This window comes from Pyxidicoccus xibeiensis (assembly GCF_024198175.1).
Taxonomy (GTDB): Bacteria; Myxococcota; Myxococcia; order Myxococcales; family Myxococcaceae; genus Myxococcus; species Myxococcus xibeiensis.
In genome coordinates this window covers 972,878-989,361 of record NZ_JAJVKV010000003.1, presented here as the reverse complement: position 1 = coordinate 989,361, position 16,484 = coordinate 972,878, and the positions used below count along the sequence as shown (strand labels likewise).

At 70.6% G+C, this 16,484-nt stretch carries 13 protein-coding genes; 9 read left to right on the top strand and 4 right to left on the bottom strand.

Translation table 11 applies throughout. The features are described from left to right. The first annotated feature begins 124 nt into the window (after positions 1-124). From LXT23_RS16910 to LXT23_RS16890, 5 genes are all read left to right on the top strand, one after another. Complete coding sequence (locus LXT23_RS16910; RefSeq protein WP_253981190.1) at positions 125-1,774, top strand: calcium-binding protein; 1,650 nt, start codon at positions 125-127, stop codon at positions 1,772-1,774. A gap of 170 nt (positions 1,775-1,944) precedes the next feature. Then, the gene (mtsC, locus tag LXT23_RS16905) at positions 1,945-3,270 is read left to right on the top strand and encodes a cell-cell cohesion MYXO-CTERM protein MtsC (RefSeq protein ID WP_253981189.1); all 1,326 of its coding nucleotides are present in this window, start codon (positions 1,945-1,947) and stop codon (positions 3,268-3,270) included. 34 nt (positions 3,271-3,304) lie between these two features. Then, complete coding sequence (gene mtsD, locus LXT23_RS16900) at positions 3,305-5,281, top strand: cell-cell cohesion protein MtsD (protein ID WP_253981188.1); 1,977 nt, start codon at positions 3,305-3,307, stop codon at positions 5,279-5,281. After that, complete coding sequence (locus tag LXT23_RS16895; protein WP_253981187.1) at positions 5,278-7,023, top strand: VWA domain-containing protein; 1,746 nt, start codon at positions 5,278-5,280, stop codon at positions 7,021-7,023. The genes mtsD and LXT23_RS16895 overlap by 4 nt, the downstream gene beginning before the upstream one ends. Positions 7,024-7,034: 11 nt before the next feature. Further along, on the top strand, positions 7,035-9,401 hold the full coding sequence (locus LXT23_RS16890; RefSeq protein ID WP_253981186.1) for a hypothetical protein: 2,367 nt from the start codon (positions 7,035-7,037) through the stop codon (positions 9,399-9,401). Between the two features lie 62 nt (positions 9,402-9,463). Here the strand turns inward: LXT23_RS16890 and LXT23_RS16885 are convergent, their stop codons facing one another. After that, positions 9,464-9,907: a hypothetical protein gene (locus LXT23_RS16885; RefSeq protein ID WP_253981185.1), complete on the bottom strand. Its 444-nt coding sequence runs from the start codon at positions 9,905-9,907 to the stop codon at positions 9,464-9,466. Between the two features lie 29 nt (positions 9,908-9,936). Between LXT23_RS16885 and LXT23_RS16880 the strand changes: the two genes are divergently transcribed. Then, positions 9,937-10,446, top strand: coding sequence for a hypothetical protein (locus LXT23_RS16880; protein WP_253981184.1), 510 nt, complete (start codon positions 9,937-9,939; stop codon positions 10,444-10,446). Between the two features lie 22 nt (positions 10,447-10,468). Here the strand turns inward: LXT23_RS16880 and LXT23_RS16875 are convergent, their stop codons facing one another. Together LXT23_RS16875 and LXT23_RS16870 are read right to left on the bottom strand one after the other, a co-directional pair. After that, complete coding sequence (locus tag LXT23_RS16875) at positions 10,469-12,121, bottom strand: GMC family oxidoreductase (RefSeq protein WP_253981183.1); 1,653 nt, start codon at positions 12,119-12,121, stop codon at positions 10,469-10,471. Beyond that, positions 12,118-12,771: a gluconate 2-dehydrogenase subunit 3 family protein gene (locus LXT23_RS16870; protein ID WP_253981182.1), complete on the bottom strand. Its 654-nt coding sequence runs from the start codon at positions 12,769-12,771 to the stop codon at positions 12,118-12,120. The genes LXT23_RS16875 and LXT23_RS16870 overlap by 4 nt, the downstream gene beginning before the upstream one ends. A 133-nt stretch (positions 12,772-12,904) precedes the next feature. Here LXT23_RS16870 and LXT23_RS16865 point away from each other — a divergent pair, with 133 nt between their 5' ends. Further along, on the top strand, positions 12,905-14,251 hold the full coding sequence (locus LXT23_RS16865; RefSeq protein ID WP_253981181.1) for a hypothetical protein: 1,347 nt from the start codon (positions 12,905-12,907) through the stop codon (positions 14,249-14,251). Continuing rightward, positions 14,248-14,805, top strand: a complete 558-nt coding sequence (locus tag LXT23_RS16860) for a hypothetical protein (RefSeq protein ID WP_253981180.1) — start codon at positions 14,248-14,250, stop codon at positions 14,803-14,805. The genes LXT23_RS16865 and LXT23_RS16860 overlap by 4 nt, the downstream gene beginning before the upstream one ends. A gap of 132 nt (positions 14,806-14,937) precedes the next feature. Here the strand turns inward: LXT23_RS16860 and LXT23_RS16855 are convergent, their stop codons facing one another. Next, positions 14,938-15,579 (bottom strand): DUF3332 domain-containing protein, encoded by a 642-nt coding sequence (locus tag LXT23_RS16855; RefSeq protein ID WP_253981179.1) that lies wholly within the window; start codon positions 15,577-15,579, stop codon positions 14,938-14,940. A gap of 135 nt (positions 15,580-15,714) precedes the next feature. Here LXT23_RS16855 and LXT23_RS16850 point away from each other — a divergent pair, with 135 nt between their 5' ends. Continuing rightward, positions 15,715-16,479 carry a M15 family metallopeptidase gene (locus LXT23_RS16850; protein ID WP_253981178.1) on the top strand — a complete coding sequence of 255 codons (765 nt, stop codon included), beginning with the start codon at positions 15,715-15,717 and terminating at the stop codon, positions 16,477-16,479. Positions 16,480-16,484: the final 5 nt, after the last annotated feature.

The window sequence follows — 16,484 nt, the reverse complement described above, 5'->3', positions numbered from 1 at the left end:
TGGCACGCGGGTTCCACGGCGGGCCGAAATCTCGGCCGTCGCTGTGCCGCTCTCACCGCGAATCCGGGACCCACGACACAGTCACTTGCGTCGCCCTGGGTGCGTAGGGTGTACAATCCAACTGATGCGCGCCCCCTCGCGGTCTGTCTGGCTGCTCATACCCGTCCTGCTGCTGTCGTGCTCCGACGCGGGGCTGTACGCCCTTGGCGGACGAGGTCCCACAGGGAAGGACCGTGCGGCCTTCTCCGGTGACGTCTGTGTGCCGCTGGCGGGAGGCGAGGCGTTCCCCACCAAGGTGCTCTTCGCGATTGAGGGCGGCGCCGGCGTGGAGGCGGAGATGGTGGGCTACGCCACCGACGGCCTGTCCACGCTGACCAGCCGCTTCTCCGGCCCGTTCGTGAAGTTCGGCCTCGTGGCGTACCACACCGTGGCCACCGGCCTCCTGGGCGGCTTCTCGGACGCCGCGGAGTTCCAGGCCACGCTGCCGCGCTACGCGACGTACCAGGAGTCAGGGCCGGTGAGCGCGCGCTCCGCCCTGCGGCTGGCGAAGACGCTGCTGTCGGGCGACATGCAGACGTCCTGCCGGGGCGAGGTGGCCCGCACGCGCTACATGGTCGTCGTCATCCTCCGTACCGGGGACAGGACGTGTGCCCGCGTGCGCGAGAATGACGACTTCGGCGTGGGGCTCGACTCGCGCTGCACCGCCCTGTCCCAGGCACCGGCGTGCGGCGCCCCGGGGTCGCCCACGCGGGACGCCTGCGACACCGCGTGCTCCAGCTGCGAGCTGACGGCCGTCACCGGCGAAATCAAGGCCCTGGCCCAGCAGTACGGCGCGGGTGAGGTCGTGGTGCAGCCCATCTACGTGCGCGGCGCCACCGCCGAGCCGGCCACCCGCGAGCTCGTCGCCGCCATCGCCAGCGCCGGGGGCACCGAGCCCATCGAAGTCGACTTCGCGGGCCTGCCCGGCGCGCTCACCACCATTAAGTACTCCGCCCGACAGAACGCCCTCAAGCTCAAGCGCTTCATCGCCTTCAACCGCAACGTCGTCGTCCGGGCCGGCCAGGTGCTCACCGACAGCGACGGGGACGGCCTGCCGGACCCGGACGAGGACGCGCTCGCCACCGACCCGCTCCAACTGGACACGGACCAGGACGGGCTGATGGACGGCCTGGAGGTCCGCATGGGCCTGGACCCGCTGGTGCCGGACGTCATCAACGGCTGCAACATCTCCCTGGACGAGGACGGAGACCGGCTCAACGCCTGCGAGGAGCGCGTGCTGGGCACCGACGCCTGCATCGGCGACACCGACGGTGACGCGCTGCCGGACCTGGTGGAGCTCCTGTCGATGACCAACCCGCTGGTCCCCGAGGACCTGCTGGACTCGGACCGCGACGGCATCTCCAACGTCGCCGAGATTGAGGCCCACGCCGACCCGCTCAGCGCCGACCTCGACTTCCACCGCGAGCGCGGCTACGGCTACGACCTGGTGGAGTCCACGCCCGCTCCCGACGGCCGCACCTGCTACACGGCCCGCGCGGAGAACATCACCGTCGTCCCCACCCGCGAGCGCCCCCACCCGTTCATCCCCGGCGAGGTCATCAAGGCGGGCACCAACGAGGTGTACCTCTACCTCCAGGCCGGCCGGGACAATGACCCGCGCGGCGCCGGCATCGGCTCGCTCCTCATCCAGCCCATCGAGTACAGCGAGGAGGCCGGCCGCACCCCCGCGGGCGTCATCCCCCTCGTCCCCGACGACTTCATCCTCGGAACCTGATCCACCTTCCATTGTGGGGTCCGCCCCACGTCTTGAATGGGGAGTGCCCCCCACACCCCCAGCCCCAGTCCTCCGCGCCCTGCATGCAACCCTTCGAGATTCCTGGGCTTGTCTCGACTGTTCGGTACGGATCGCTCCTTGCTAGGGGACTGGCGTTGAAAGGAGTCACCATGACACTCGCACGCATCGCAACGGCCCTCACGCTCGGGGCAGTCTTCCTCCTGAGTCCGGCGGTGGCCCAGGCGCAGTCCAACAACAACCCCAACAACCCGGAGTGCCTCGGCGACAGCTGCGGCCGTCCCCAGGAAGAGGGTGGCGGCTGTGGCTGTGGGTGCGGCTGTTCCGTCTGGGTGAACTACACGGACGACGGCGACACGCTGGCGTACACGGACGACGCGGACGGCGACGGCCGCGCGGACGACCGCGACAACTGCCCCTTCGTCTCCAACCGTGACCAGACGGACGACGACGGCGACGCGGTGGGCAACGCCTGCGACAACTGCTCGGCGCTCTCCAACTTCCAGCAGCTCGACGCGGACGGTGACGGCAGCGGCGACGACTGCGACGGCGACATCGACGGCGACAAGAAGGACAACGCCGTCGACAACTGCGCGAAGGTGCCCAACGCGGACCAGGGCAACCTGGACAACGACAGGGACGGCGACGCCTGCGACCTGGACGACGACAACGACGGCGTCAACGACGGCCCGGACAACTGCCCGCGCGTGGCCAACCCCGACCAGGTGATGCCGACCGACGGCAGCCAGTGCCGCGTGGACGCGGACGGCGACAACATCTCCGACAACGGTGACAACTGCCCGGGCCTGGCCAACTCCGGCCAGGAGGACCAGGACCGCGACGCCCAGGGCGACGCGTGCGACGCGGACATCGACGACGACTCCATCTTCAACGCGCAGGACAACTGCGCGCTCGTCGCCAACCGCGACCAGGTGGACGATGACCGCGACGGCTCCGGCGACGCGTGCGACACGCGCTACTGCCTCGTGCTGGACCCCAGCCGCCCGGACGACTGCCTGGACCCCAAGGCGCCCTTCACCGTGAGCGGCGGCGGCTTCCTCCGCGCCGAGAAGGCCGGTGAAATCCGCCCGCCGCTGTTCGCCAACCGCAACGGCGCGGCCATGGAGTACAAGTGGACGGTGGTGAAGCGCCCCGAGGGCTCCGACGCGGTGGTGGAGAACCCGCAGGGCGCGGTGACGCTCAGCCGTGACTGGCAGTACACCTACGTCGACGGCAGCGTGCCCCTCTTCAAGCCGGACCAGGATGGCACGTACGAGCTGCAGGTGACGGCGCGTCTGGCCTTCGCCGACCGCGTCTTCCCCGACCAGCGCGTGTCCACGTCCAGCCTCATCATCCAGGTGGGCAAGGGAGACGACGAAGGCCCGAGCTGCAGCTCGGTCCCCGCCGGCTACAGCGTCTCCGCCCTGGGCGTGGCGCTGCTCGGCCTGCTGATGCGCCGCCGCCGCCGTCAGCAGTAACATCGCAGTCCCCCCGCCAGGAGGTCCCTACCGCATGCGCCGCTTCGTTCGTACCCCGCTGCTCGCGGCGGGCCTCCTGGCCCTGGGCCTCGTCTCCTGTACCGACTCGCTGCTGGAGCCCCGGGCGGAGACGAAGACCCAGCTCGATGACCGGCTGACGCTGCAGGGGCAGGTGTGCACGCGCCCGCCCAACCCCTCCGGCTTCCCGGTGAAGGTCGTGGTCGTCATCGACGAGTCCGGCAGCATGTGCATCTCGGACCCGCCGGGCGCGCAGCTCGACAGCGGCTTCTGCCAGCGCGCCGAGGTGCAGGCCATCATCCCCCCCGGCGTCACCGAGCCCGCGCGCGTGCGCGCCCTCAAGCGCCTGGTGGCGCAGTTCCGCCAGGTCAATGCGCAGGGCGGCAACGTGCAGCTGTCCGTGGCCCCCTTCGAAACCAACGTGCGCAACGTCTGGCCGCCCACCACCACGGGCAGCCGCTTCGCCCGGCCGGACAACAACATCGACAGCTACATCGACGGCCTGCAGAGCCAGCTGGGCAAGGGCACCGACTACCAGGGCGCCCTGTCGTACGCGTACAGCATCATCTCCAGCGACATCAACGCGGTGGCGCAGTCCAACCCGGAGCTCCTGCCGCGCACACGCTACGTCGTCGTGTTCCTCACCGACGGCACGCCGTACCCGCGCTGCTCCGCCACCGACAACCTCAGCGTCTACGCCAACCCGGACAACCCGGACCTGACGTGGGCGGACTCCATCGTCGACTTCTGCAACGCCACCAGCACCACGGACGCCATCGAAGGCTTCGAGGTGGGCACGGACCGCAACCAGAACTACCAGCTGTTCAGCTACGTGCGGCGGCTGATGGAGCTGAAGGACCAGTACAACGTGGGCGACGTGCGGATGCACACGGTGCTGCTCTTCAACCAGGAGGCGGTGCGCGCCTGCGGCCCCATCTGCCAGGAGATCTACGGCATCTACCCGGGCGTGGAGCAGGCCCGCTACCCGGAGGCGGCGAAGAAGATTGCCTCCTGGCTGCTGCAGCGCTTCGCGGAGATGGGCAACGGCGTGTACCAGGAGTTCAACGACACCGCCGAAATCTCCAACCTGGGCCTGGGCGCGCTGGACTACTCCTCGTTCGCCTCGCGCAACGTGATGAAGTCGCTGGTGGTGGAGTCGCTCTCCTCCGCCCCGGGGGAGGACGGCCGGGTGCTGGACAGCGACGGCGACGGCGTACCGGACACGCAGGACAACTCCTTCACGCTGAAGACCAACACCTTCCTCGCCGACAGCGACGGGGACTGCCTGGACGACGGCTTCGAGTTCCGCCGCGAGGACCAGGGCTTCCGGGCGAGCAATGACCTGGACGCCCGCGGGTGCGACCCGGCGTCGCCGCTGACGCGCAACTGCGTGTGCCGCGACACGGACGGTGACGGCCTGTCGCAGTACGCCGAGGACTACCTGCGCACGCGCACCGGCATCGTGGACAGCGACGGCGACGGAGCGCCGGACCGGCTGGAGGCGCGCTGGGGGCTGGACCCGCTGGAGCCGAACGTGGCCGGCCTGGACACGGACGGGGACGGGCTGCCGGACGACACCGAGCTGCGCTCGGGCTCGGACCCCACCCGCAGGGACCGCGCCTTCTACGAGCGCAACGGCTACCAGTACGAGACGACCATCGCCGAGGTCCGCGCGGACGGCAGCGTCTGCTACGACTTCACCGTGTCCAACCTGCAGCTCGTCACCCCGCCGGACCGCTCGGGGGCGAAGCAGGGCCACAACCTCTACAAGGTCTGGTTCGCGGAGGCGCCGGAGAGCGGCGTGTCCACCGACTACGGCGTGTGGCGCACGGCCTGCGCCTGGGCCCAGTACGCGCCGCCCAGCGTGCGCGTCCCGGCGGGCCCGGAGCTGTCGCTGGAGGACGCCAACTTCCGCCGGCCCGACACCCTGAGCAACCCGTGGAACAACCAAGGCGACTGCGTGGGAACCCCGCCGTCGGGAGGCAACCCGTGAGCCACGCCGGACGAGTCCTGGCGGGCGGCCTGGCCGCGCTCGTGGCGGTGGTGGCCTGCACCGACTCCTATCTCTACGACCCGCGCCGCGACGAGCAGGTGCCCGTGGACCGGGCCATGGCCTTCGAGGGCCGCTTCTGCACGGTGGGCACCAACGAGGTGGTGCGCCCCATCAAGCTGGTGGTCGCCATGGACGCCTCGCAGTCCATGCGCGTGAGCGACCCGGATGGCGCGCGCGCCACCGCGCTGGTGGAGCTCATCCAGAACCTGCCGAGGGACCCCGAGGTGTACCTGGCGGTGGTGCTCTTCGCCGGCAGCACCACGGCCTTCCTCACCCAGGTGCCGGGCAACCCGCCGGAGGACGGCTTCGTGCAGCTGTCCACGCTGGACGAAGCCACCCTGCGCCGGATGACGGAGCAGCTGCTCACCTTCCGCAACCCGGACAACTCACCGAACCGGGACTCGACGGACTTCGTCAAGCCGCTGTCGGACATCTACTCGCTCATCAACACGGACATCGCCCGCAGCCGCCTGGAGCCGGGCGGCGCGCAGGCGCTGGCGCAGGCGCGCTACTCGGTCATCTTCCTGTCGGACGGCAAGCCCACCAACGACCAGGACGACGAGCTCATCCAGGGCGACGCGGTGGTGCGCATCCGCCAGCTGCGCGACCTGGTGGAGGACGTGCGCGTCAACACCGTGCACGTTTTCAACCCCACGCAGCCGGTGGGCGGCTGTGACATCGCCAGCGACGGCGGCTGCCCGCTGCTGCTCATCAACCAGAACGCGGACCGGCTGGAGCAGATGGCCGCGCTGGGCGGCGGCAACTTCCGCGACTTTCGCAACAACGAGCCCATCAACTTCCTGGACTTCACCTTCGGCCAGGTGCGCCGCACCTTCATCGTGAAGGAAGTCGTGGCCACCAACTTCTCCGCGCCGCCGGGCAGCCCGGTGGACGAGGCGGACACGGACGGCGACGGGCTGTCGGACGCGCGCGAGGCGGAGGTGGGCACGGACCCCAACCGCGTGGACACGGACGGGGACGGCTTCAGCGACGGCGTGGAGGTGTACTTCCGCGACCGCGGCGTGGACTTCAACCCCACGCAGATTGCGCTGCCGGACGGCGGCGGCCTGGACAAGGGCTGCCCCCCGGCGCTGCGCGCCGAGGACGCGGACTGCGACCGGCTGCTGGACTGCGACGAGCAGTTCGTGGGCACCAACGCCAACCTGGCGGACAGCGACCGCGATGGCGTGCCGGACGGCATGGAGTGGCGCGGCGGCACGCAGGGCTCCAGCAACGACTTGGACGAGGACCCGGACAGCGACGGGCTGACGAGCCGCCAGGAGCTGCGCCTGCACACCCGCCCGCTCGAGGTGGACACCGCCAACCTGTCGGTGGACGGCTACCGCTACTCCTTCGAGGCGGAGGGCTCCCCGGACCCGCTGGGCCGCCAGTGCTACACCTTCCGCGTGGACAACATCCTGCTGGCGCCCACCCAGGCGGACGCGGACGACGCGGGGGTGGTGCAGCGCGGAGCGGGCTTCAATGACCTGTCCCTGTCCGTGGCCATGGTGCCCGCGGACGACCCCACCGCGCGCACGCTGGTGCGCAGCTTCCGCGTGGACACCGTCCGCTACCCGGTGGGCGGCATCAAGTCCCCCGCGGACGGCGTCATCCGCGTGGAGCCCGAGCAGTTCATCGACGGCTGCCCCGGTCGCACGGACGCGCCGCCCCAGACGCCTTGAGAACCGACGCCATGCCCACCTACGTCCGACTGCTGCCGCTCGCGCTCCTCGCCCTCGCCGCCTGCTCGTCCGGAGGCGACGACGAGACGCCGGACGCGGGCGGCCCCACCGTGGTGGACCTCTGCAACACGCGCGAGGAGGGGCTGACGCTGGCCGAGTGCGAGCTCAAGCCGGGCGAGCCGCTGGAGCGCTTCCTGGTGCAGGTGGGCGAGGAGAAGGCGAATGACCGGGACTGGTACCGCATCGTCCTGCCCGCCAACACCAGCGCCCGCACGCTGCTCAACGTCAACGGCGCCTACCTGGCGTCCAGCACCGCGGTGAACCTGTCCATCACCGTGCTGGGGCCGGCGGTCACCGGGGGCGAGACGGCGCTGGCGAAGAAGGAGGACAAGCACGGCCAGGGCGCGCCCAAGCCGGTGGACATGGTGGTTCCCCTGCGCGACGACCTGGGGGGCAAGACGCTGCTGGTGCTGGTGCAGGACTCGCCGGACGTGCCCACGCGCCCCAACTTCGACGCGCGCAGCCCGTACCGGCTGACCGTCAAGATTGCCGAGAACCCGGACACGCAGGAGCCCAACGACACGAAGGAGACGGCCACGCCGATTGCGCTGGCCGCGCAGGCCGGCGTGCAGGTGGGCACCGCGTCGGGCTTCCTCGCCACGGACAACGACGTGGACCACTTCAGCTTCGACCTGACGGCGGGGAAGGTGGCCTACGTGCGCGTCACCGCGCCCAACCAGGACTTCGTGCCCAACTGGCGCCTGGCGTACGAGCTGCGCCGGCCCAACTTCAACGAGAAGGAGGACGAGGGCCAGGTGCCGCCCCAGGTGCGCGGCGGCGAGCTGGCCACGGCCCGCAAGGTGAAGGACACGGGCAGGTGGACGCTGGTGGTGAAGGGCTACCGGGGCCCCAACGACGGGGAGACGGCCCGGGGCGACCTGCTCCAGCGCTATGACGTGGAGGTGCGCGTCATGGACGAGGCCGACCCGCACGACACCAGCGCGACGGGCAACGACGCGGTGGCGACCGCCACGCTGCGCAACCTGGCGGGCCCCGGGGGCACCACGACCTTCACCGGCCGCCTGGGCTACAAGCCGGACCGGGACTGGTACCAGGTGCAGCTGGCCTCCTACTCCGCCGCGCCGACGGTGCTGCGCTACCGCGTGGTGCCGAAGAGTGAGGGCGGGCGCTTCCCGCCGCTTCCTGACACGCCGGACCGCCTGGTGCAGGTGTTCACCCTGGTGACCAAGGGCGCCAACCTCGAGGCGTGGCGCACCGCCTGCCTCAGCGACGTCACCGCGTGCCCCAAGGGCTTCGGGGAGAACCCGGACGCGCGCCAGCTGGTGGAGGGCTACTGCACCCGCACGGACCTGCCGGCGCCCATGTGCACGCACTCCTACCGCGAGGAGACGGTGAACAATCCGCGCTTCAGCGCGCTGAGCAACTTCCAGGGCCTGATTCCGGTGCCCGCGCATGGCTCCGCTGTCTCCTACTACTTCGTCGTCCAGGACGACGGCACCAACTGGGCGGATGACCGGGACTACGACCTGGTGGTGAGCTGGGAGGCGGAGGACGACGACGAGGAGAACCGGCAGTCGACCGGGACGGAGGTGCCGGTGCCGCGCTCCCTGGCCTCCACCACGGCGTACCCCGCTCCTCCGAACACCGCGGAGTTCTCCGTGAGCGGCAAGCTGTCGCACGGCCACGGCCGGCTGCGCAGCGGCGATGACCGCGTCAACGGCCGGGGCGTGCGCGGGCCGGGAGACTACGACGCGGTGCCCTCGGACGTGGACTCGTACCAGTTCCAGCTGCCGCAAGGCCTGGAGGCGCCGGAGGAACGCGCGTGGCTGGTGCAGTGGGAGGTGGAGAAGCTGGCGGACGGCGGCACGCCGCACGGCCTGGCGCTGGACCTCACCTTCTGCGACGGCAACGTGACGGATGGCGGCACGTCGTGCACGCCGGTGACGACGGGCAGCCGCAACGGCGCGCTGACGCTGGGCTACCGCTCGGACGCACTGCGCGCCTGGCACACGCCGGCCAATGCCTCGCTCAGCAGCCTGCAGCCGCTCTACACGCTGGAGGAGCGGCCTGGCTCCACCGTCGTCACCCTGGCGCCGTATGCCTGCGGCTGCCTGGAGCGGCGCTTCGTGCGCGGCGGCACCATGCGGGTGGACGTGACGGCGACCGAGCGCACCGACTACGCGCCGGTGAACTACACGCTGCGCACCGGCTATGGCCCCTATCCGCAGAGCTACACGGTGGATGGGGGCACCAGCGTGAGCTGCCCGGCGCCGGTGCAGGACGGAGGCACGCCGCTGGGCGACGGAGGCGTGCAACCGAACTACGCCGGGGGCTGCGTCTTCACGCGCCAGCCATGAGGAGGCGGGCGGTACGGCGGGAGCGACGGCTCCCGCCCGGCGGACGCGGGGCCCGCCCCGGCTCAGGGCGCGTTGGGGTCGACGCCCTTGCCGCTGAGGACGATGACCTTCTCCGGCGTGTTGGCCGCGTTGGACTTGATGGTCAGCGTGCCCTGGTACTCGCGGGCGGCCTTCGGCGTGAACGCCACCGTGATGAAGGCGCGCTTGTACGTCTCCAGCGGGAAGGGCGTGCCGGCGACGAAGCCCTCGGGCACCTGGAGCTTGAACTCCGAGGGGGCGGCCATGGTGATGTCGGTGATTTGCAGCGTGTCCTCGCCGCGGTTCTCCAGGACGAGGGAGTTGAAGCCCGTCGTGTTGAGGAAGATGCCGCTGTCGAACTCGCGGTTGAAGGACATCTCGTCGCGGTCGGTGAAGAGCTGCGGCGCCTTGGGGAGGTCCGCCGCCTCCTCGCCACAGCCGGCCAGCGCGAAGAAGATGATGGGGAGCCACCGGGTACGCAGTTGCATGGACGTCCACTCCTCGGATTGAGGGTCAGATGATGAGGTCGTTTGTAACAGTGTTTCACCGCGAGGCCCAGGTGTTGGCGGGGCTGCTCTTCGCGGTGCTCGCGGTGGGATGTGGCGGCTCGCGCGAGGACTTCATCGGCCCGCGCGTGAAGGACACGTGTGACGCGTCCTGGCCCGTGTGCAGCCGGGTGGCCGGCTGCATCCTCGGCACGGAGAGCTACTCGGAGGGGCGCTTCCCCGGACGGGGACAGTTCATCGTCCAGGCGCCGGAGGCCGCCACCGTCAAGGTGAGCTTCTTCCTCGAGGACGTCACCGCCGCGGGCGAGGAGACGGTGGTCCTCTTCCACGAGGAGGGCTGCCGTGCGCGCACGCGGCAGGCCTCGGACGGGCGCGCGGTGCTCGACATGATGGAGAAGTTCGGCGAGTACACCCGCGAGGCGGACGTCACCGGCGTGGGCGACCACCTCATCGAGTTCGAGTCCGACATGCAGGCGCGCTACGTGGTGAAGGTGGACGTGACGCCCCTGCGCAACCGGTAGCGTCCCGTCGGCCTTGTCGTGCTCAGCCCTTCAGCGTGCGCACCAGGTGGTGCGCCACGCGGAAGCTGTTGGCGGCGATGGTGAGCGTGGAGGGCACGCTGCCGCCGGTGGGCATGAAGCTGCCGTCCACCACGTAGAGGTTGGGCACCTCGTGTGCCCGGCAGTGCTTGTCCAGCACGGACGCGGACGCGTCGTTGCCGAAGCGGCAGGTGCCGTGCTGGAGGATGGTCGTCTCGCCGCGGACGGTGCCGCGCTTCACCTCGTCCGGGTCCAGGCGCATCAGCACCTCCTCACCGCGCTCCACCAGGAAGCGCGTGGCGGCCAGGTCCATGGGGTGCCGCTCCACGGTGATGGCGGCCACGGGGATGCCGTACTTGTCCTTCACCTCGTTCTCCACGGACACATAGGTGCCGGGGGTGGAGAGGAACTCGGCATACACCTCGAACTGGAGGATGCGCGAGTCGCGGTAGTCCCGCATCCTGTCCTTCAGCGCCTTGCCGAAGACGGCGGACGTGCCCTTCCCGGCCAGGCCCACCGCCGCGAAGATGGGGTTGGGGTGCGTCCACATGAAGCCCAGCGTGCCGCCCTTGCGGAAGCCGAAGCGGGCGTCCGGCATGAGGTAGAAGTCCTGGAGGCTGCGGTTGATGAAGGGCGCCGGGTCCTTCAGCCACGGGCGCTTCTCGGCGTGCTTCGACACGCGGAAGGTGGCCTGGGACTCGCCGAAGGAGCTGAACGTCAGGTTCCTTCCCACCAGCCCGCTGCCGTTGGCCAGCCCGCGCGGGAAGCGGCTGGAGGTGGAGTTGAGGAGCAGCCGCGCGCTCTCCACCGAGGTGCAGGACACCACCACCACCTTCGCCGGCTGCTCCTGGGTGACGCCGTTGGCGTCCAGGTAGATGACGCTCTTCGCGCGGCCCTGCTTGTCCACCTCCACGGTGCGCGCCATGCAGCCGGGGCGCAGCTCCACCTTGCCGGTGGCGAGCGCGGCGGGGATGAGGCTGGCGTTGGTGCCGCTCTTGGCGCCCATCTCACAGCCGTAGCTGCCGCACAGCGCGCAGTACGAGCACCCCGCGCGGCCCCGGTACGGCTTGCTGATGATGCCGCGCGCGGTGGGCACCGAGTGCCAGCCCATGGCGGTGCACGCCTTGTCGATTTCCCCGGCCAGCGGGTGCACGTCCAGCGGGGGCAGCGGGTAGGGGCCGGAGCGGGGCTCGGCGAAGGGGTGGGGCACGGCCTCGCCGGACACGCCCATCTCGGCCTCGGCCTTGTCGTAGAAGGGCGCCAGCTCCTCGTAGGAGATGGGCCAGTCCGCCACCGTGCTGCCGGGCACCGGGCCCAGCGTGGAGCTCAGGCGGAAGTCCACCGGCTTGAGCCGGTAGAAGTAGCCGCTCATGTGCACGGTGCCACCGCCCACGCAGTTGGCCGTCCACGCGGAGTTGGAGCGCTCGTAGCGGCCCTTCGCGCCCTGGCGCATCAGGTGCGGCTCGTCCCACGGCAGCGGCATGAAGAAGTTGCGCCGGCTGTTGAGGATTTCGTCGTGGACGAAGTCCTGCGGCTTGTAGTGGCGGCCCTTCTCGAGCACCACCACCTTGAAGCCCGCGCGGCCCAGCTCCAGCGCCATGGGCGCGCCGCCCGCGCCGCTGCCGATGATGCAGACGTCCACCTCGGGGAGGCTCACTTGTGGACCCCGCACTCCTTCAGGCACTTCGGGCCGTCATAGCCCTCCGGGGGCGCCATGGCCACGGTGCCCACGGCGTCGAACCCCATCAGCCGCCAGCCCACCTTCCCCTTGTTGCCGCCATAGGACGGGTCCCCGAGGAAGCCCTCCATCGTCATCACCGTGAGCAGCTCGAAGAAGTGCGCCTCGCCGCTGCGCACGGGGCTGTCCTTGAAGACGGTGAGCAGCTCGTCCTGCTGCGCGGGGGTGAGGGCGGCGAAGCCCTTCTCGAACATGCTGTGCGAGCGGCGCTCCAGCGCGGCCAGGCCGCTGAGGAAGTCCTCGCGTATGCGCTCCAGGGACGGTGTCTGGAGGATGCGGTCGATGTAGACAGGGACGTCCGCGTCCACGGCGCCCGGGTCCTCGTCGCGCGGGAGGATACGCTCGGTGGCGGCGACCACCACGGCGTATTCGAATGTCGAGAAGGTGCGAAGCGGCTGGCCGCCCGCCGTGGTGCCCAGGGGGCCGGGGTCGGCCGGCTGCGCCTTGGCCTGCTCCTCGGAGCGCTTGCAGGCGGGGCCGAGCAGCACCACGCCTCCGCCGAGGAAGGTCAGCCGGTGGATGAAGGAGCGCCGGGACAGGCGCCTCCGGGGGGAGTGGGCGCGTGACATAGGGCCGGGAGTCTAGCCCAGCGCGCAGCGCTCCGCCGCATGGATGAAGCATGCTCGGCTGCTCCCTGTGACGGCTCGCTGGCATAGGATGGCGCGACGTCGTACAGGGCCGACACTTCGCAAGGAGAAGCACATGAAACGGCACGTCTGGGCACTCGGGATGACGCTCGCGCTCGGATGCGGGAAGGACAACCCGGGCAACCCGGATGGGGGCACCAAGCCGCCGGATGACCCGAACGCCAACTCGCCCTTCACGCGGCTGGTGGTGGACGCGGCGGCGGGCGACTTCGACCCCATCTCCTCCATCGCCATGGCGGTGGGCCCGAATGACCGCATCGGCATCGCGTACTTCTCCAAGACGGGCACCCGCACGGAGAACGCGCCCGACTCGGACCTCTTCTACCGCGAGTTCAACGGCGGCAGCCTGGGCGCCGCGGAGAAGATTGCCACCGTGCAGCGCGTGTACGGCGTGTCCCTGGCCTTCGGGCCGGACGGCCAGCCGGCGGTGACGTACCTGGGCGGCGGCCGGGATGACTCGACGTTCTGGTACCAGAGCGACCTGGCGGTGTCCTACCGGAGCGCGAACGGCACGTGGACGCAGCGCATCGCCGTGACGCGCTCCAACCAGGCGGTGGCGGGCAACCCGGTGAGCGACAGCCCCGGCGGCTTCCTCGTGGGCCTCAACGCCTCCATCGTCTTCTCCGGTGGTCAGGCCATCGTCGCGTACCGCGACGGGCACCAGGGCAACTTCGGGCGCCAGGACTGGGAGGCGAGCGATTTGGAGCTCGCCACGGGCGGCCCCACGGTGTGGCAGCACCGCGTGGTGACGGCGGGAGGCAATGACAAGCAGGGCTACGGCGGCCACCTGTCCCTCATCATGGCGGGCGCCCAGCCCGCGGTGGTCCACGACACGGCACCCGAGGCCGCGCTGGCGCCTGGCTCCAACGTCATCTTCCAGCGGCGCAACCCGGACGGCGCCAGCTGGTCCACGCCGGTGCGCGTCCAGCAGGTCGCCAACGCGCAGCTCGGCCCGTCGATGGCGTACGACGCCACGGTGGGCTTCGGCATCGCCGCGGTGGACCGCGTGGGCGACAAGCTCACGTACATCGAGTGCGACGAGGGCTCGTCGACGAAGTGCACGGCGGCCGGGGACTGGTCCACGCCGGACCCGGTGTACAACGCGGGCACCGGTGGCTGGTACCCGTCGCTGGCGTTCGACCCGGTGAACCACGAGCCGTCCATCGCCTTCTACGTCTGCGCGCTGGAGTCGGGCCGCAACGACACCGGCTGCAACCCCGGTGACGACGAGCTGGTGGTCACCACGCGCATCTCCGGCAACTGGCGCGAGACGCTGGTGGACGCCAACGGCGGCTGGTCTCCGAAGCTGGCGTACCTGTCCAACGGCAAGCGCGTCGTGCTGTACCGGTCTCCGGTGATTGCCTCGGACAAGGGCGCGCTGAAGCTCGCGGTGGAGAAATGAGCCGGGCGGCACGTGCACTGGCGGCGCTGGGCGTCGCGGCGCTGACCTTCGGGGCGGGCCTGACGGCGTGCGGGCTGGAGGACAACACGCTGGAGGGCAGCGTGTCGGAGCTCTTCCCGCTGGGGGACATCTCCCGCGTGGAGGTGCTGCGCAACTCGGAGGCGCTGCAGGTCAGCTACTTCCGCAACAACGAGCTGGACGTGGACCTGGTGGCGCGGCTCACGGTGTCCACCGAGGGGTTGGACTTGCGGCCCGGCGCGAAGGTGGACCTCGCGGGCACCACGCCCTCGGGGCAGGCGCGCGCGTCGGTGGTGCACCTCAACGCGGGTGAGCCGGCGCGCGTCTTCGCGCCGGTGGAGAACGGCGACCTCCAGCTGGAGGAGGGCGGCAACCCGGGCGAGAAGACGCGCGGGGACTTCTCCATGTCCTTCCGCAAGGGCGACGGCTTCGGCGCCGGCCGCAGCCTGGAGGGCGCCTTCAACGCCGTGGCCGTGGACGCGAGCTTCGGCCCCGAGCCGGGCGAGCTGCTGGACGCGGGCGTCCCGGCTCCGTAGCCGGGACGGGCTGCTACCGCTCGGGGAGGGCCCCCCGGGCGGAGCAGGGCAGAGGGGCTGCTGTTCGGAAATGTCGGGGGTTTTGCGCCGCGAAAAGTCCCGACATTTCCGAACAGGGAGCGCCCGGTGCGGCTACGGAGCCACGCAGGTGCTGAGCGCCAGGCCCCGGGACACGGAGCCCTGCGCCACGGCGTGCCGGGCGAGCGCCGTCGCGCCACCCTCCTCGTACACGCGGCGGGCGAGCGCCACGGCCTCGCGCGCGTGGACCGTCAGGGTGGTGCCGGCCGCGTCCGTCACGGCGACGGCGCCGTCATCCGCCTCCTGGGCCTGGAGGAGCATGGCGCCCGCGTCGTCCCGGACGACCATGCCGTTCTCCAGCGGCTCGAAGTAGCGCACCATGGGCTCCTGGCCCTCGCGCTCCAGCTCCAGGCGCATCACCCCGCTCGCCTCGCGCGACAGCTTCAGCGTGTCCGTGGGCGAGAGCTGGACGATGCGCGTCTTCGAGTCCACGCCGTCCGCGCTCGACACCGGGTTGCTGCCGGTCCAGAACTCGATGCTGTTGACCACCAGGGCGTCGATGAGGGAGCCGAGCTCGTAGACGGGGACTATGACCAGCACCAGGAACATCAGCCACTGGATGAACTTGTTGCCGGAGATGCCCTTGTTGAACTTCCAGATGGCCTGCGTGAGCTTGAACTGGCCGAAGCACCCGGTGGCATGGACGGAGATGAAACCCGCGCACAGCACGGCGAGCCAGGGGGACGGACGCTTCATGGTGACTCCTCCTCGGGGGAATGGCTGGACTGCGAGTGCGGCGCCACGATGCCATGGCGTCCGCGTGTGTCACGGCCTGTTCCTGGCGGCGTCCGCTGCACGGCAGTTGCCCGGGACTGGCGACGGAGCGGCCTCATGAGCTCGCGCACCGTCCTGCTGCTCCTGCTCCTGCCCCGGCTGGCCCTGGCCGCGACGGACGCGCCGCCCGCGCCCCTGGCGTGCCTGGCGAAGTGGTACCCGGTGGTGGAGCCGGTGCGGCTGGAGTCGGGCTGGGGCTACCGGCTCCCGGACGGGCGCACGTACCCGTTCGACGACGGCCGCGTGAAGACCTTCGCCCAGCGGCTGGAGTCACCGGACCTGGAGGACACGCTCTGCCTTCCCTACCGCACCGGCCCCATCCAGCCGGTGACGAAGGAGGACGAGGACCCCGGCCGCATCCGCTTCGACCCGCTCTTCCAGGCCACCTATGGCGCGTCGGCGGAGGCCGTGGACGTGGTGCCCATCCGCTTCCTCGGGCAGCGACTCGAGGTGCACCGCAAGGTGGCGCCCGCCTTCCTGCGCGTGGCCACGAGGCTGGAGGCGCTGCTCGCGAAGGATGCGTCGGTGAAGCCGTACCTCACGCGCCTGGGCGGGACGTTCAACTGGAGGAAGGTGGCCAACACGCAGCGGCAGAGCGCGCACTCGTACGGTGTCTCCATCGACCTGAACACCGCGCACGCGCACTACTGGGAGTGGCAGCGACCGAAGCAGCCGGTGCGCTGGCGCAACACCGTGCCCCAGGCCGTGGTGGACGCCTTCGAGGCCGAGGGCTTCATCTGGGGCGGCCGCTGGTACCGCTACGACACGATGCACTTCGAGTACCGGCCGGAGCTGTTGGACCCGGCCTGCGCGCCGCGCTGACGGCG